Genomic DNA, 14,242 nt, shown 5'->3' on the forward strand with positions numbered 1-14,242 from the left:
ATGTCCATCGGTCACACCCTGCTCGGCCTCCTTGAGGCCGGCCCGCGCCACGGCTACGACCTCAAGCGCGCCTTCGACGAGAAGTTCGGCCACGACCGCCCCCTCGCCTACGGGCAGGTCTACTCGACCATGTCCCGCCTCCTGAAGAACGGCCTCGTCGAGGTCGACGGCATCGAGAGCGGCGGCGGTCCCGACCGCAAGCGGTACGCCATCACCGACGCCGGCATCACCGACGTGCAGACCTGGCTCTCGCAACCCGAGAAGCCGGAGCCGTACCTCCAGTCGACCCTCTTCACCAAGGTCGTCCTCGCGCTGCTCACCGGCCGCCGCGCGGACGAGCTGCTGGACACCCAGCGCGCCGAGCACCTGCGCCTCATGCGCATCCTCACCCAGCGCAAGCGCAAGGGGGACATCGCCGACCAGCTCGTCTGCGACCACGCCCTGTTCCATCTGGAGGCGGACCTGCGGTGGCTGGAGCTCACCGCGGCCCGCCTCGACCAGCTCGCCCAGGAGGTACGCCGATGACCCCGGCCGGCTCTCTGCTCGCCGCGACGGACCTCCGCAAGGCGTACGGAAGCACCCAGGCGCTCGACGGCGCCGAGTTCTCCATCCACGCCGGCGAGATCGTCGCCGTCATGGGGCCCTCCGGCTCCGGCAAGTCCACCCTGCTGCACTGCCTCGCCGGGATCGTCGCTCCCGACTCGGGCTCCCTCACCTACGCCGGCCGCGAGCTCTCCTCCATGAGCGACGCCGAGCGCAGCGCCCTGCGCCGCTCCGAGTTCGGCTTCGTCTTCCAGTTCGGCCAGCTGGTACCGGAGCTGACCTGCCTGGAGAACGTCGCCCTCCCGCTGCGCCTCACCGGCGTCAAGCGCAAGGAGGCCGAACGGACCGCCCTGCACTGGATGGAGCGGATCCAGGTCGAGGACCTGGCCCGCAAGCGGCCCGGCGAGGTGTCCGGAGGCCAGGGCCAGCGGGTGGCCGTCGCCCGCGCGCTGGTCACGCGGCCCCGGGTGGTCTTCGCCGACGAGCCGACCGGCGCCCTGAACTCCCTCAACGGCGAGCTCGTGATGCAGCTGCTCACCGAGACCGCCCGGGCCGCCAGCACCGCCGTCGTCCTCGTGACGCACGAGACGCGCGTGGCCGCCTACTCCGACCGCGAGATCGTCGTACGCGACGGCCGGACGCGCGACATGGAGCGGATCGCGTGAGCGCGCTCGGGGGATGGACCCGGGACCTCTCCATGGGGGTCCGGTTCGCCTTCGGGGGCGGCCGCGAGGGCTGGACCCGCACCCTGTTCACCGGCATAGGCGTCGGCCTCGGCGTCGCCCTGCTGCTGATCACCACCGCCCTGCCGAGCGCCCTCGCCGTCCGCTACGAACGCGACGACGCCCGCTCCACGACGAACGCGCCGACGGCCGCTCAGCCGGGCCCCGACACCCTGCTGATCTCGGCCGCCAACCAGACGTACCGCGGCAGGGACATCGGGGGCGCCTACCTGAAGGCCGAGGGCCCGGACGCACCCGTCCCGCCCGGCCTGACGAAGATCCCCGGGCCGGGCGAGATGGCCGTCTCCCCCGCCCTGCGCCGGTTGCTGGACTCCCCCGGGGGCACGCTCCTGCGCGAGCGCCTCGACTGGCCGGTCAGCGAGGTCATCGGGGACGCGGGCCTGGTCGGCCCCGGCGAGCTGCTCTTCTACGCCGGCAACGACAGCCTGCACCAGACCGGCCCCGAGCACTACCGCGTCCAGCGGATCACCGGCTTCGGCGCCGGGGAGGAGCCCGAGCCGCTCGACCCCGTGCTGATGCTCCTGGTGGTGCTGACCTTCGTCGCGCTGCTGCTGCCGGTCGCGGTGTTCATCGCCGCCGCCGTCCGCTTCGGCGGTGAGCGCCGCGACCTGCGGCTCGCGGCCATCCGCCTGGTCGGCGCCGACACCCGCACGGTGCGGCGGATCGCCGCGGGCGAGGCGCTCGGCGGATCGCTGGTCGGACTGGCCCTGGGCGTCGGGTTCTTCGCCGCCGGCCGCGCCCTCGTGGGCAGCGTCACCCTGCGCCAGCGCGGCGTCTTCCCCGCCGACCTCGATCCATCGCTGTGGCTGGCCCTGCTCGTCGCGCTCGTGGTGCCCGCCGCGGCCGTCGCCGTGACCCTGTTCGCGCTGCGCGGGGTGGTCGTCGAGCCGCTCGGTCTCGTCCGCAGGACCGTCCCGCGGCGGCGCCGCATCTGGTGGCGGCTGCTGCTGCCGCTGGGCGGACTGGGGCTGCTGGTCCCGCTGACGGGCGGCGGCGAGGGCGAGGACTTCAACCAGTGGCAGGTCAGCGCGGGCGTCGCCCTGCTCCTGGTCGGGATCACCGCGCTGCTTCCCTGGCTGCTGGAGCGGCTCGTCGCCCTGATGTCGGGCAGCGGCCCGCTCTCCTGGCAACTGGCCGTCCGCCGCCTCCAGGTGAGCGGGGGACCCGCCGTCCGGCTGGTCAACGGCATCGCCGTCGCCGTGGCCGGGGCCATCGCCCTGCAGATGCTCTTCGCCTCCGTGGAGGACGACTACACCGTCCACACCGGCCACGACCCGTCCCGGGCGGCGCTCTCCGTCCTGCTGCCCCCGGCCGACTGGGACCGGGGTGAGGAGTTCGCCGCCAGGATCGCCGGCGCGCAGGGCGTCGCCGCCGCGACCCCGCTGGCGACCGTCTACGCCGACCGCCGGCCGGACACGGGCGACAAGGTCAAGATCACCGTCGGCACCTGCGAGGCGCTGCGCGAAGTCGCCGTACTGGACTCCTGCGAGGACGGCGACGCCTTCGTGCTCACCGGCACCGCGGACAAGGACTCCGGCGTCTACGGCTCCCCCGCCAAGCCGGGCGACACGCTCTCCGTCAACCCCTTCACGGACACACCGAAGGAGCGGCAGAGCGTCGAGTGGACCGTCCCGGTCGCGGCGGCCACGGTCGCCAGCCGTGAGGACCCGACCGGTGCGCTGCGCGACGGGATCCTGGCGACGCCCTCGCTCGCACCGAAGGGCGTGGCGGACGCCGGGTCCGCCCAGGTGTTCGTCGAGCTCGACGAGTCCGTGCCGGACGCCATGGAACGGGCCCGTACCGCCGTCTTCACGGCGGATCCGCTCAGTCGCACGATGACGCTGAAGTCCACCCGGAGGGACTCCGATTACGCCGCGATCCGCACCGGGCTGTTCTTCGGTGCGACCGCCGTACTGATCCTGATCGCCGCGAGCCTGCTGGTCTCGCAGCTGGAGCAGTTGCGCGAACGCAAGCGCCTGCTGTCGTCCCTGGTCGCCTTCGGCACCAAGCGCTCCACGCTGAGCCTTTCGGTGCTGTGGCAGACGGCGCTGCCCGTCGGGCTGGGGCTGGCCCTGGCCACGGTGGTGGGCGTGGGGCTGGGGAGCGTCCTGATGCGGATGGCCTCCCGGCCCGTGCGCATCGACTGGGCCTCGGTCGCGGCCATGACGGGCGCGGGTGCGGGCGTGGTCGCCCTGGTGACCGCCCTCAGCCTGCCGGCGCTGCTGCGGATGATGCGACCGGACGGCCTGCGCACGGAGTGAACGGGCGGCGCGCGTAGTCCCGTACGCCCGTTCCCGCCCGTGGCCCGCGGGCCTGGGAGGTGTCTGGTGGATCCGGCCTGATCCGCCAGGCACCCCCCTAGTCGGTGGGCCACACGGGGAGGGGGCGTACGGCCTCGCGCAGTGCGGCGGCGACGGCCCGGAACTCCTCCTGGCGGGCGGTCCCGGTGCGCATGGCCAGGGCGATCCGCCGCGAGGGGGCGGGCTCGGCGAAGTACCCGGTGGACAGGTGTTCGTTGCGGGCGGTCTCCAGGCGCAGCGCGGTGCGCGGCAACAGCGTCACGCCCAGTCCCCCGGCGACCAGCTGTACGAGGGTGGACAGCCCGGCGGCGGTGGTCGTGACGTCCGCCCCCGTCGTGCGGCCCGCCTCGCGGCAGATGTCGAGGGCCTGGTCGCGCAGGCAGTGGCCCTCGTCCAGCAACAGCAGTTGCAGCCCGCGCAGTTCCTCCAGCGGGATGTCCCGGCGCCCGGCCAGCTCGTGCTCCCGGGGGGCGAGCAGGACGAAGTCCTCGTCGAAGAGGGGGAGTTCGGTGACCCCCGGCACCCCGAGCGGCACGGCCAGCAGGAGCAGGTCCAGGCGTCCGCCGGCCAGCCCCTCCAGCAGCGAGGAGGTCTGTTCCTCGTGCACCTGGAGGTCCATCCGGGGATAGCGCCGGTGGAACAGCCCGAGCACCGTCGGCAGCAGGTACGGCGCCACCGTGGGGATCACCCCGAGCCGCAGGACCCCGGTGAAGGGCGCCCGTACCGCCTCGGCCTCCTCCAGCAGCCCGCCCATGGCGTCGAGCACCACCTGCGCCCGGGCCGCGATCCGCTCGCCCGCCGGGGAGAGCAGCACCTTGCGGGTGGTGCGCTCCAGCAGCTGCACGCCGAGGGCCTCCTCCAGCGCGGAGACGGCTCCGGAGAGCGCGGGCTGGCTCATGCCGATGGCCGCCGCGGCGTCCCGGAAGTGCAGGTGCTCGGCGACGGCCGCGAAGGCGCGCAGCTGGGCGAGCGTCGGTTGCTTCGCTCCCCTATTACCCACAGCCACTGATAGGTACCTCCGATCACCCAGGTCAAGAGTAGCTATTTCCGCAATCAATGCAGGTGTGTCAGCATGTGAGATACGTCCAACCCCATCGGAAAACCCCCAAAAGGGGATCTTTCCCTTTCTCAAGGAGAGCGCGTGCTCACTGTTGGTGACAAGTTCCCCGCCTTCGACCTGACCGCCTGTGTCTCGCTCGAGGCCGGCGCCGAGTTCGCGCAGATCGACCACAAGACCTACGACGGCAAGTGGAAGGTTGTCTTCGCCTGGCCGCTGGACTTCACCTTCGTGTGCCCGACCGAGATCGCCGCCTTCGGCAAGCTGAACGAGGAGTTCGCCGACCGCGACGCGCAGGTCCTCGGCTTCTCCCTCGACTCCGAGTACGTGCACCACGCCTGGCGCAAGGACCACGCCGACCTGCGTGACCTGCCCTTCCCGATGATGTCCGACATCAAGCGCGAGCTCTCCAGCGACCTGGGCATCCTGGGCGAGGACGGCCTGCCGATGCGCGCCGTCTTCATCGTGGACCCGAACAACGAGATCCAGTTCTCGATGGTGACCGCCGGTTCCGTGGGCCGTAACCCCAAGGAGGTCCTGCGGGTCCTCGACGCCCTGCAGACCGACGAGCTGTGCCCCTGCAACTGGAACAAGGGCGACAGCACGATCGACGCCGGCGCGCTGCTGGCCGGTGAGTGACGGATGTCCCTCGACTCCCTCAAGTCGTCGATCCCGGACTTCGCCAAGGACCTGAAGCTGAACCTCGGTTCGGTCATCGGCAACAGCGACCTCCCGCAGCAGCAGCTGTGGGGCACGGTCCTGTCCTGCGCGATCGCCGCCCGCTCCCCGCGCGTCCTGCGTGAGCTGGAGCCCGAGGCGAAGGCGAACCTCTCCCCGGAGGCGTACACCGCCGCCAAGTCCGCCGCCGCGGTCATGGCGATGAACAACGTCTTCTACCGCACGCGGCACCTGCTCTCCGACCCGGAGTACGGCAACCTGCGCGCGGGCCTGCGGATGAACGTCATCGGCAACCCGGGCGTGGAGAAGGTCGACTTCGAGCTGTGGTCGCTCGCGGTCTCCGCCATCAACGGCTGCGGCCAGTGCCTGGACTCGCACGAGCAGGTCCTGCGCAAGGCGGGCGTCGAGCGCGAGACGATCCAGGAGGCCTTCAAGATCGCTTCGGTGATCCAGGCCGTCGCGGTCACCCTCGACGCCGAGGCCGCCCTCGCGACCCCGTAGTCACCCGCACGGCCACCAGGGCCCCCGCAGCCGTTCACGGCCGCGGGGGCCCCGCGCGTTCACTTCCTCAGGGCCGTCATCAGCGCGCGCATGTCCTCGATCATCGCCGCCTGGACCGCGGTGGCGTCAGTGGCGGGTCGGCCGTTCTTCTCCTCGTAGGTGCCGTTGGCGAGCACCCGGACGGTGAACACCGCACCGCCGTCCAGCACCTTGAGCTCCTGATCCAGACCGCCGGGGGACGTGAGCACGACAGCACGCTCACCGAGACCGGGCACCGCTTCCGTGCGGACGTCGCCGGTGGAGGCGATGGCCGCCAGCGGTGGCACGTCGAACTCGGTGGAGGGGTCGGTCTTCTTGTGCAGGTCGACCTGCGCACGCACGACGAAGTCCGGCATGCCCTCGACGTTGTTGAGCACGCACGCCGCGCCGTACACGGCCGGATGGTCGCTCTCCTGGTTCATCGGCCGCTTCTTGTGCAGGTCTCCGGTCAGGCCGCTCAGCGTGCGGGCCTTGAAGTCCTCGCACAGGTTCTTCGACGCCCGGTAGGAGAGCGTCGGCTCCGACAGCCGGTCCCCGAAGGCGTACAGTCCGCCGGCCCACACCGCCGACGCCACCACGACGCCACCCAGCGCCCACAGCCAGGGCCGCGCCGTGGAGGCGCCCGCCGTCGCCGCCCGCCCGCCCGGGGCGAACTCCTGCGGCGGCTGCGCCGTCCCCGCCGTGTCCCAGCCCCCGTCGATCTCCGGCTCGGTGATCATGTCCGCCCCCCGATGTCCCTTACGACCCGTTCCGGGCCGTCTCCTCCGGCAGTGCGCGGCCCAGGGCCGTCGAGCCGTGCGGCGCCGGGCCGGCCGCTCCGGCTCCGAGGTGGTGTTCGCGCGAGTACGCCCTCAGGTAGCCGACCACCGTGTTGGTGACGGCGACCAGCGGGACGGCGACCACGGCGCCGCCGATGCCCGCGATCATCCCGCCCGCGGCCACCGACAGCACCACCGCGAGCGGGTGCACCCGTACCGCCCGGCCCAGGATGAAGGGCTGGAGCACGTGCCCCTCGATCTGCTGCACGGCCAGCACCACGAGCAGCACCATCAGCGCGCTCCACACGCCCTGGGTCACCAGCGCCACGACCACCGCGAGCGCGCCCGAGACCACCGCGCCGACCAGCGGGATGAAAGCGAACAGGAAGATGAAGACGGCGAGCGGGACGGCCATCGGCACGTGGAGGAAGTAGATGCCGAGGCCGATGAAGATGGCGTCGATGAGCGCGACGAGGACGGTGCCCCGCACGTACGCGGTCAGCGTGCGCCAGGCGCGCGGTCCGGCACCGGCCACCCCGGGCCGGGCGGCGGCGGGGACCAGGCCGAGCGTCCAGGTCCAGATGCGCTTGCCGTCGTAGAGCAGGAAGAGCGTCGAGAACATCGCGAGCAGCATGCCCGTCATGACTTCGACGAGCACCGTCACACCTTGCAGGCCGGCGGAGGTGATCTGCTCGGTGTTGGTGCCGATGGTCTCGCTGAGGTTCTTGGCGATGTCGTTGATCTGCTTCTCGGTCACGTGGAACGGACTGTCCAGTGCCCAGAGTTTGAGTTCGTTGATGCCCTCGCGCACCCGGTTGGAGAGGTCGTCGAGGTTCTCCATGACCTGCCAGACCACGAACCAGCCCACGAGCCCGATGACCACGAAGCCCAGGATGGCCGTGACCGCCGTGGCCAGCCCCCTCGGCAGGCCCAGTCTGCGGAGCCGGACGACGAAGGGCTGGAGCATCGCGGTGACGAGCATGGCGGCGGCGAAGGCGAGGACGACCAGGCGGACTTCGCTGATCACCTTCATCATCACCCAGAGCATCCCGGCGAGCAGCAGCAGCCGCCAGCTGGCCTCGGCGGCGACGCGCATCCCCCAGGGGATGACGCTCGCGGGCGAGGGACGCTCGGGGACGGCGACGGCGGTCGCGTGGGCCGCCGGGGCCGGAGGCGCGGCGACGGGCGGGGCGGGGGGAGCCGGCGGCGCCGGGGCGGGCGCCGGTTCGGGTGCGACGGGCCCCGGCAGGTCGCCCCTGCTCTGGGCGTCGACCTCGGCGCGCAGCTCGTTCAGCCGCGCCTCCAGCTGGTTCAGCCTGTTTCCCAGCCGGCCGAGCCAGCCTGCCCTCTTCGTCATGTCGCTTCCTTCCCCCGCCCCCGGTCTGCGGGCACACCCCGACGACCGTACACGCGAGGAGCCCCGCACCGTAGGACGGTGCGGGGCTCCCGGAGGTTGAGCGGGGCTAGGCGGGACTTTGACGACAGCGCCTAGTACCAGCCGTTGGCCTGGTGGAAGGTCCATGCGGCGCAGGGGCTGCCGTAGCGGTCTTCCATGTAGTTCAGGCCCCACTTGATCTGCGTCGCGGGGTTGGTGCGCCAGTCGGCACCGGCCGAGGCCATCTTCGAGCCCGGGAGCGCCTGGACGAGACCGTAGGCGCCCGAGGACGAGTTGACGGCCTTGTAGTTCCAGGTGGATTCCTGGTTGATGATGTTGGAGAAGCACTGGAACTGGCCGGCCGGGACCATCTGCTGGGCGATGGCCTTGACCTGGGCGACCGTGTAGGAGCTCTGGAGCGCGAAGTCCCCGGCGTCGCGGGCGGCGGAGCGGCTGGCCGCTTCCTTCGCCTCGCGGTCCTTCTTCGCCTGCTCGTCGGCGGCCTTCTGCGCCTCGGCCTTCTTGGCCTTGGCGTCCTCGGCGGCCTGGAGGCGGGCGGCCTCCTCGGCCGAGCGCTTGGCCTCGGCGTCGGCCGCGTGGGCGATGGTGTCGGCCTGCTGCGTCAGGGACGCGCTCTGGACCTGCGCCTGGTCGCCGACCGGGATGTCGGCGAGGAGGGTCGCCCCGGATGCGGTCGTTTCGAGATCGTTCGTGGGGTCGCCGGTGGCAACGCCCACGACTGCGCCGACGGTGGTGACCGCGGTGGCCGAAGCCACGGCGAACCCCCGGACCGAGATCCGGCTCACACGGTGTCCTTCCAGCAGCGTCCGCAGTGACCGCGCGGGCGCAAAAGTGCCCCTCGACTCTGGCCTCCGTGGTTCTACGGTCACTGGAGGCGCGGGCCCGTGGGCAACTCCCTTGCGGGGGCTGCCGCGTGAAGCTCGGGCGGCATACGGCCATCGTCTGTGGAGTTGTGGTGCTGCGGTACCTCACGGGAGGTACAGGTGTGCCGTATGCGGGGCCTGACGGAAACCAGACTCTGCCGGAACGCGACGCCGCAAGGCAATTCTCCGTTGCGTGGGAAAGGTCACACCAGGTATGTCGCCGCTGTTTTGGACAAAAGCCTGTGCAGCACGGCGCCGCCCGGCTAGGCTCTCGGGCCTTTACCGGGCGGCGCGAACTCACCTTCCCGCTATGGGGTTTTTGACCGTTTCGACGGGCCTGCCAGCCCTCCCTGCCGGACCTCCAGGGCCTCCCGGGCCTAGAGGTTCTCCAGCATCTCGGTGACCAGTGCGGCGATCGGGGAGCGCTCGGAACGCGTCAGCGTGACGTGCGCGAACAGCGGATGCCCCTTCAACTTCTCGACCACGGCGACGACTCCGTCGTACCGGCCGACCCGCAGGTTGTCCCGCTGGGCGACGTCGTGGGTCAGAACGACCCGCGAATTGGCGCCGATTCGGGACAGAACGGTCAGAAGGACATTCCGCTCCAGGGACTGCGCCTCGTCCACGATCACGAAGGCGTCGTGCAGCGAGCGGCCGCGGATGTGCGTGAGGGGCAGGACCTCCAGCATCCCGCGGTTCAGCACCTCCTCGATGACCTCCCGCCCGGCGACCGCCGAGAGGGTGTCGAAGACCGCCTGCGCCCAGGGGCTCATCTTCTCGGCGGCGTCCCCGGGCAGATAGCCGAGGTCCTGCCCGCCCACCGCGTACAGCGGCCGGAAGACCATGACCTTCTGGTGCTGCCTGCGCTCCAGCACCGCCTCCAGGCCCGCGCAGAGCGCCAGCGCGGACTTTCCGGTGCCGGCCCGGCCGCCCATCGAGATGATCCCGATCTCGGGGTCCAGGAGGAGGTCCAGGGCGATGCGCTGCTCGGCGCTGCGGCCGTGCAGCCCGAAGGCCTCGCGGTCGCCCCGTACGAGCTTCACGTTGCCGTCGGCGGTGACCCGGCCCAGCGCCTTGCCGCGCTCGGACTGCAGGACCAGTCCGGTGTGCACGGGCAGTTCCGCGGCCTCGGGCACGTAGAGCCGCTCCTCGGAGTAGAGGAGGTCCACCTGTTCACCGGAGAGGGCGAGCTCGCTCATGCCCGTCCAGCCGCCGTCGGTGATGGCGAGCTCGGCGCGGTACTCCTCGGCGAGCAGGCCCACCGAGGAGGCCTTGATGCGCAGGGGGAGATCCTTCGAGACCACCGTGACGTCGTAGCCCTCGGCCTGAAGGTTGCGGGCGACCGCGAGGATGCGCGAGTCGTTGTCCCCCAGCCTGAAGCCGGCGGGCAGGACGCCCGGGTCGGAGTGGTTGAGTTCGACACGCAGGGTGCCACCCAGATCGCCCAGCGGGATGGGGGCGTCGAGACGTCCGTACCGGACCCGGAAGTCGTCGAGCAGGCGCAGGGCCTGGCGCGCGAAGTAGCCGAGTTCGGGATGGTGCCTCTTTGCCTCCAGCTCGGTGATCACCACGATCGGGAGCACGACCTCGTGCTCGTCGAAGCGGGTGATCGCGTTGGGGTCTGCCAGCAGGACGCTGGTGTCGAGGACGTAGGTCCGCCTGTCGGGCAGGCGGCGCTTTGTGCTGGTCACCACGGAAGGACGTACCCCCTCGGAAGAGGTCGGGCCATGAAGACCGGACCGGTCATCGGCACCCATGCCAGGGCCGATTTCCGGCCCTCCCACTTCGTCCGTGCGAACCGCACGTGCGTCCTGGTGCAAAGGGCCTCCCGGGCGGACGACCCCATGCCGTCCGCTGAGACTCGACACCCGTGGATCGGGCGTCGACCTGAAAGGGATATTCCCCGAACAGGCCCGGCCATGCCATGGCATATGACGGACGCTCGGTGAATCCCTGGTGAAGGCTTCGGAGGCGGGGCGAGGGGGACGCGCCGGGGCATGCCGGGACCGAGGGGCCGTCAGACCCCCCGGCTGCGGGAAGAGGTGGGCTCAGGTGCCGTAGCGCCGGTGGCGGGCGGCGTAGTCGCGCAGGGCCCGCAGGAAGTCGACCTTGCGGAAGGCCGGCCAGAAGACCTCGCAGAAGTAGTACTCGGAGTGCGCGCTCTGCCACAGCATGAATCCGGACAGCCGCTGCTCGCCGCTGGTACGGATCACGAGGTCCGGGTCGGGCTGGCCGCGCGTGTAGAGGTGCTCGGCGATGTGGTCGATGTCGAGGATCTCCGCGAGCTCCTCGAAGGAGGTGCCCTTGCGCGCGTGCTCCAGGAGCAGCGAGCGGACCGCGTCGGCGATCTCCTGGCGGCCGCCGTAGCCGACGGCGACGTTGACGAGTATCCCGTCGACGCCGTGGGTGGCCTCCTCGGCCTCCTTCAGGACCGTCTGCGTCCCGGCGGGCAGGATGTCGAGGTTGCCGACGTGGTGGACGCGCCAGCGGCCGTCCGCGGCGAGGCCCCGGACCGTGTTCTCGATGATGTTGAGCAGGGGGCGGAGCTCGACCTCCGGCCGGTCCAGGTTGTCCGTGGAGAGCATCCACAGGGTGACGACCTCGACGTCCGTCTCGGTGCACCAGCCGAGCATCTCGGAGATCTTGTCGGCTCCGGCCTGGTGGCCCTGCTCCGTCGTACCTCCGGACGCCTTCGCCCAGCGCCTGTTCCCGTCCAGGATGACGCCGATGTGCTTGGGCGCCGCGTCATGGTCGAGACGGCCTTCCACCCGGCGTGCATAGAGCCTGTACACCAGGTCGCGCAGCTTCACGATCTTCCAGCCCCTCCGTGCCATGCCCCCGTGCGAATTGCGGTCTCCCCCGAGGCGGCCACATTACTGCGCGGCGGGATGGGGTACCCAACTCGGTCTGTCACAACTCCGTGATAGGGAGGACAACGTGACTGATACCAATCCCTATCGGGCAGAACCCTCGCGCTACGACTCCATGGAGTACCGACGCACCGGCCACAGCGGCCTCAAGCTCCCCGCCATCTCCCTGGGCCTCTGGCACAACTTCGGCGACGACAAGTCCCTGGAGTCCCAGCGGGCGATCCTGCGCCGCGCCTTCGACCTCGGAGTGACCCACTTCGACCTGGCGAACAACTACGGCCCGCCGCCCGGCTCGGCCGAGCTGAACTTCGGCAAGGTCTTCGCGCAGGACTTCGCGTCCTACCGGGACGAGCTGATCCTCTCCACCAAGGCCGGCTACCTGATGCACCCCGGGCCGTACGGCGAGTGGGGCAGCCGCAAGTACCTGCTCAGCTCGCTCGACGCCTCGCTGAAGCGGATGGGCGTGGACTACGTCGACATCTTCTACTCGCACCGCTTCGACCCGCAGACCCCGCTGGAGGAGACCATGGGCGCCCTCGCGTCCGCGGTCCAGCAGGGCAAGGCGCTGTACGTCGGCATCTCCTCCTACACGGCGGAGCAGACGGCGGAGGCCGCGCGGATCCTGCGCGAGCTGGGGGTGCGTCCGCTGATCCACCAGCCCTCGTACTCCATGATCAACCGCTGGACGGAGGAGGACGGCCTGCTCGACACGCTGGAGGACGCGGGCATGGGGTGCATCTCCTTCGCGCCGCTCGCGCAGGGGCTGCTGACCGGCAAGTACCTGAAGGAGATCCCGGAGGGCTCGCGGGCCACGCAGGGCAAGTCACTGAACCCGGACCTGCTCTCGGACGAGGTGCTCCGCCGGCTGAACGGCCTGAACGACATCGCGGCCCGCCGCGGCCAGTCCCTGGCCCAGCTCGCGCTGACGTGGGTGCTGCGCGACGAGCGGATGACCTCGGCGCTGATCGGCGCTTCGAGCGTGCGGCAGCTGGAGGAGAACGTGGCCGCGCTGGCCGCCGCCCCCTTGTCTCAGGCCGAGTTGAAGGAGATCGACTCGTTCGCGGTGTCCACCCCCGGCACCAACCTGTGGGCCCAGCGGGGCTGACCTGCGCGTTTGACGCACCCGGCCGCGAAATCGCGGAGAAACAAAAAACGGGCCGGTCCGTGGGGGGGATACGGACCGGCCCGAGGGGGGGGTTCCACCATAACCCTTCGTAAAGCGTGATGCGTGCATTGGCGCGGAACGATTACGCTCCGAAACCACCCAGCAGCACTCCGGTGAGTGCCCCGGCCGCCATGAAGGGGCCGAAGGCGAAGCCCTGCTTGCGGGTCGCTGGGCTGCGCAGCACTAGGGCCAGCCCGTACAGGGCCCCGTAGAGGAAGCCCAGGAAGGCCCCGGCGACCCATACCCCCCACCCGTACCACCCAAGAGCGACCCCCAGGGAGAGCGCCAGTTTGACGTCTCCGAAGCCCAGGCCCGCGGGGTTGATCAGGAACAGCAGGAGGTACGCGGCCGCGAGCGCCATGCCGCCGAGCAGTGCCTGCCGCCAGTCCCCCGCCGCGCCGGGCAGGAGGGCGGCCGCCCCGAGCCCGGCGGCGACCGCGGCCGCGAGGGGCAGGGTCAGCACGTCGGGGAGCCGGTGCACGGCGCGGTCGACGAGCGCGAGCAGGACGAGCGCCGGGGCGAGCCCCACGTAGGCCAGGACCTCGGGGCGGGCCCCGACGGCCGCGCCGAGCGCGGCGCAGACCGCCCCGGAGAGGGCGGCGACGGGGGCGGCGCGGCCCCCGTACAGGTGCGCGGCCGGCGCGGCGGAGGGCGGGCGGTCCGGGCCCGGGACGGCGGCCGTCGCGGGAACCCGGCAGAGGGCCGGGCCGAGCCAGCCCCGCAGCGGGTGCCCCTGCGGGCAGCGCTCGCGCCAGGGCTCCCCCGGCAGGGCGGACAGCCGGTACACCGCGCGCGGCAGGAGCAGCCCGGCGGCCACGCCGTACCCGGCGGCAAGGAGGATCACGACCACGCCCATCCCGCGACGGTAGCGGCGCAGCCCGTTTTCCGGGGCTCCGCCCGGGATCCGGCGCCGACGCGCTCCCCTACCCTGACCGCATGGCGAAGTGGCGGGACGGCAGCGGCACCTTCACGGTCGGAGCGGATCGGGCGCCGATCCCCCTCCAGATCGCCGCCTCGTACGGCGCGCGCACCCGCGGGCTGCTGGGGCGCGACGGGATCGAGGGGGCGCTGCTGCTGACCCCCGCGGCGAGCGTGCACACCTTCCGGATGCGGTTCGCGATCGACGTGGCGTACCTCGACCGGGACCTGCGCGTGCTCGCCGTGGTCACCATGGCCCCCGGGCGGCTCGGGGTGCCCCGGCTGCGCTCCCGGCACGTCCTGGAGGCGCGGGCCGGCGCGATGGCCGGCTGGGGGCTGCGGGCCGGGACGCGCGTGAACGTGGACACCGGCTAGGCGCGCCCCCTCCCCGGCGCTAGGTTGGGGCGGTTG

At 71.6% G+C, this 14,242-nt stretch carries 14 protein-coding genes; 7 read left to right on the top strand and 7 right to left on the bottom strand.

The window, feature by feature from the left end; all coding sequences use genetic code 11:
- Genes AC07DU_RS03995 through AC07DU_RS04005 form a run of 3 tightly spaced genes read left to right on the top strand, consistent with a single transcriptional unit; the run spans position 1 to position 3,547 of the window.
- Positions 1 to 525, top strand: a complete 525-nt coding sequence (locus tag AC07DU_RS03995; RefSeq protein WP_360898721.1) for a PadR family transcriptional regulator — start codon at positions 1 to 3, stop codon at positions 523 to 525.
- A complete protein-coding gene (locus tag AC07DU_RS04000) occupies positions 522 to 1,208 on the top strand; it encodes an ABC transporter ATP-binding protein (RefSeq protein ID WP_361949076.1) in 687 nt (228 codons plus the stop codon). The genes AC07DU_RS03995 and AC07DU_RS04000 overlap by 4 nt, the downstream gene beginning before the upstream one ends.
- Before the next feature lie 32 nt (positions 1,209 to 1,240).
- Positions 1,241 to 3,547, top strand: coding sequence for an ABC transporter permease (locus tag AC07DU_RS04005; RefSeq protein ID WP_479109890.1), 2,307 nt, complete (start codon positions 1,241 to 1,243; stop codon positions 3,545 to 3,547).
- Between the two features lie 97 nt (positions 3,548 to 3,644).
- On the opposite strand, the gene AC07DU_RS04010 is transcribed toward AC07DU_RS04005, so the two are convergent.
- Complete coding sequence (locus AC07DU_RS04010) at positions 3,645 to 4,592, bottom strand: hydrogen peroxide-inducible genes activator (RefSeq protein WP_360898715.1); 948 nt, start codon at positions 4,590 to 4,592, stop codon at positions 3,645 to 3,647.
- Between the two features lie 135 nt (positions 4,593 to 4,727).
- On the opposite strand from AC07DU_RS04010, the gene AC07DU_RS04015 reads away from it, so the two are divergent.
- Positions 4,728 to 5,282 (top strand): peroxiredoxin, encoded by a 555-nt coding sequence (locus tag AC07DU_RS04015; protein ID WP_360898713.1) that lies wholly within the window; start codon positions 4,728 to 4,730, stop codon positions 5,280 to 5,282.
- 3 nt (positions 5,283 to 5,285) lie between these two features.
- Positions 5,286 to 5,822 carry an alkyl hydroperoxide reductase gene (locus AC07DU_RS04020; RefSeq protein WP_360898711.1) on the top strand — a complete coding sequence of 179 codons (537 nt, stop codon included), beginning with the start codon at positions 5,286 to 5,288 and terminating at the stop codon, positions 5,820 to 5,822.
- Positions 5,823 to 5,881: 59 nt separating this feature from the next.
- On the opposite strand, the gene AC07DU_RS04025 is transcribed toward AC07DU_RS04020, so the two are convergent.
- The 5 genes from AC07DU_RS04025 to AC07DU_RS04045 form a co-directional block, all read right to left on the bottom strand.
- The gene (locus AC07DU_RS04025) at positions 5,882 to 6,580 is read right to left on the bottom strand and encodes a hypothetical protein (protein ID WP_479109494.1); all 699 of its coding nucleotides are present in this window, start codon (positions 6,578 to 6,580) and stop codon (positions 5,882 to 5,884) included.
- Between the two features lie 19 nt (positions 6,581 to 6,599).
- On the bottom strand, positions 6,600 to 7,976 hold the full coding sequence (locus AC07DU_RS04030; RefSeq protein WP_360898707.1) for an AI-2E family transporter: 1,377 nt from the start codon (positions 7,974 to 7,976) through the stop codon (positions 6,600 to 6,602).
- A gap of 131 nt (positions 7,977 to 8,107) precedes the next feature.
- On the bottom strand, positions 8,108 to 8,800 hold the full coding sequence (locus AC07DU_RS04035) for an aggregation-promoting factor C-terminal-like domain-containing protein (RefSeq protein ID WP_360898705.1): 693 nt from the start codon (positions 8,798 to 8,800) through the stop codon (positions 8,108 to 8,110).
- Positions 8,801 to 9,255: 455 nt separating this feature from the next.
- Positions 9,256 to 10,572 (bottom strand): PhoH family protein, encoded by a 1,317-nt coding sequence (locus tag AC07DU_RS04040; protein WP_360898703.1) that lies wholly within the window; start codon positions 10,570 to 10,572, stop codon positions 9,256 to 9,258.
- A 354-nt stretch (positions 10,573 to 10,926) separates the two neighbouring features.
- Positions 10,927 to 11,688, bottom strand: a complete 762-nt coding sequence (locus AC07DU_RS04045; protein WP_360898798.1) for an isoprenyl transferase — start codon at positions 11,686 to 11,688, stop codon at positions 10,927 to 10,929.
- 127 nt (positions 11,689 to 11,815) lie between these two features.
- On the opposite strand from AC07DU_RS04045, the gene mgrA reads away from it, so the two are divergent.
- Positions 11,816 to 12,853, top strand: a complete 1,038-nt coding sequence (mgrA, locus tag AC07DU_RS04050; protein WP_479109496.1) for an L-glyceraldehyde 3-phosphate reductase — start codon at positions 11,816 to 11,818, stop codon at positions 12,851 to 12,853.
- Between the two features lie 142 nt (positions 12,854 to 12,995).
- Here the strand turns inward: mgrA and AC07DU_RS04055 are convergent, their stop codons facing one another.
- The gene (locus AC07DU_RS04055) at positions 12,996 to 13,769 is read right to left on the bottom strand and encodes a prepilin peptidase (RefSeq protein WP_479026762.1); all 774 of its coding nucleotides are present in this window, start codon (positions 13,767 to 13,769) and stop codon (positions 12,996 to 12,998) included.
- An 80-nt stretch (positions 13,770 to 13,849) separates the two neighbouring features.
- On the opposite strand from AC07DU_RS04055, the gene AC07DU_RS04060 reads away from it, so the two are divergent.
- The gene (locus AC07DU_RS04060; RefSeq protein WP_479026760.1) at positions 13,850 to 14,206 is read left to right on the top strand and encodes a DUF192 domain-containing protein; all 357 of its coding nucleotides are present in this window, start codon (positions 13,850 to 13,852) and stop codon (positions 14,204 to 14,206) included.
- The last annotated feature ends 36 nt before the right edge of the window (positions 14,207 to 14,242 follow it).

Source organism: Streptomyces sp. NPDC045695 (assembly GCF_056432025.1).

Bases quoted from the DNA above. Each gene is read 5' to 3' on its own strand.
- AC07DU_RS03995 (WP_360898721.1), top strand. From the start codon at position 1: ATGTCCATCGGTCACACCCTGCTCGGCCTCCTTGAGGCCGGCCCGCGC.
- AC07DU_RS04000 (WP_361949076.1), top strand. From the start codon at position 522: ATGACCCCGGCCGGCTCTCTGCTCGCCGCGACGGACCTCCGCAAGGCG.
- AC07DU_RS04005 (WP_479109890.1), top strand. From the start codon at position 1,241: ATGGGGGTCCGGTTCGCCTTCGGGGGCGGCCGCGAGGGCTGGACCCGC.
- AC07DU_RS04020 (WP_360898711.1), top strand. From the start codon at position 5,286: ATGTCCCTCGACTCCCTCAAGTCGTCGATCCCGGACTTCGCCAAGGAC.
- AC07DU_RS04025 (WP_479109494.1), bottom strand. From the start codon at position 6,580: ATGATCACCGAGCCGGAGATCGACGGGGGCTGGGACACGGCGGGGACG.
- AC07DU_RS04030 (WP_360898707.1), bottom strand. From the start codon at position 7,976: ATGACGAAGAGGGCAGGCTGGCTCGGCCGGCTGGGAAACAGGCTGAAC.
- AC07DU_RS04055 (WP_479026762.1), bottom strand. From the start codon at position 13,769: ATGGGCGTGGTCGTGATCCTCCTTGCCGCCGGGTACGGCGTGGCCGCC.
- AC07DU_RS04060 (WP_479026760.1), top strand. From the start codon at position 13,850: ATGGCGAAGTGGCGGGACGGCAGCGGCACCTTCACGGTCGGAGCGGAT.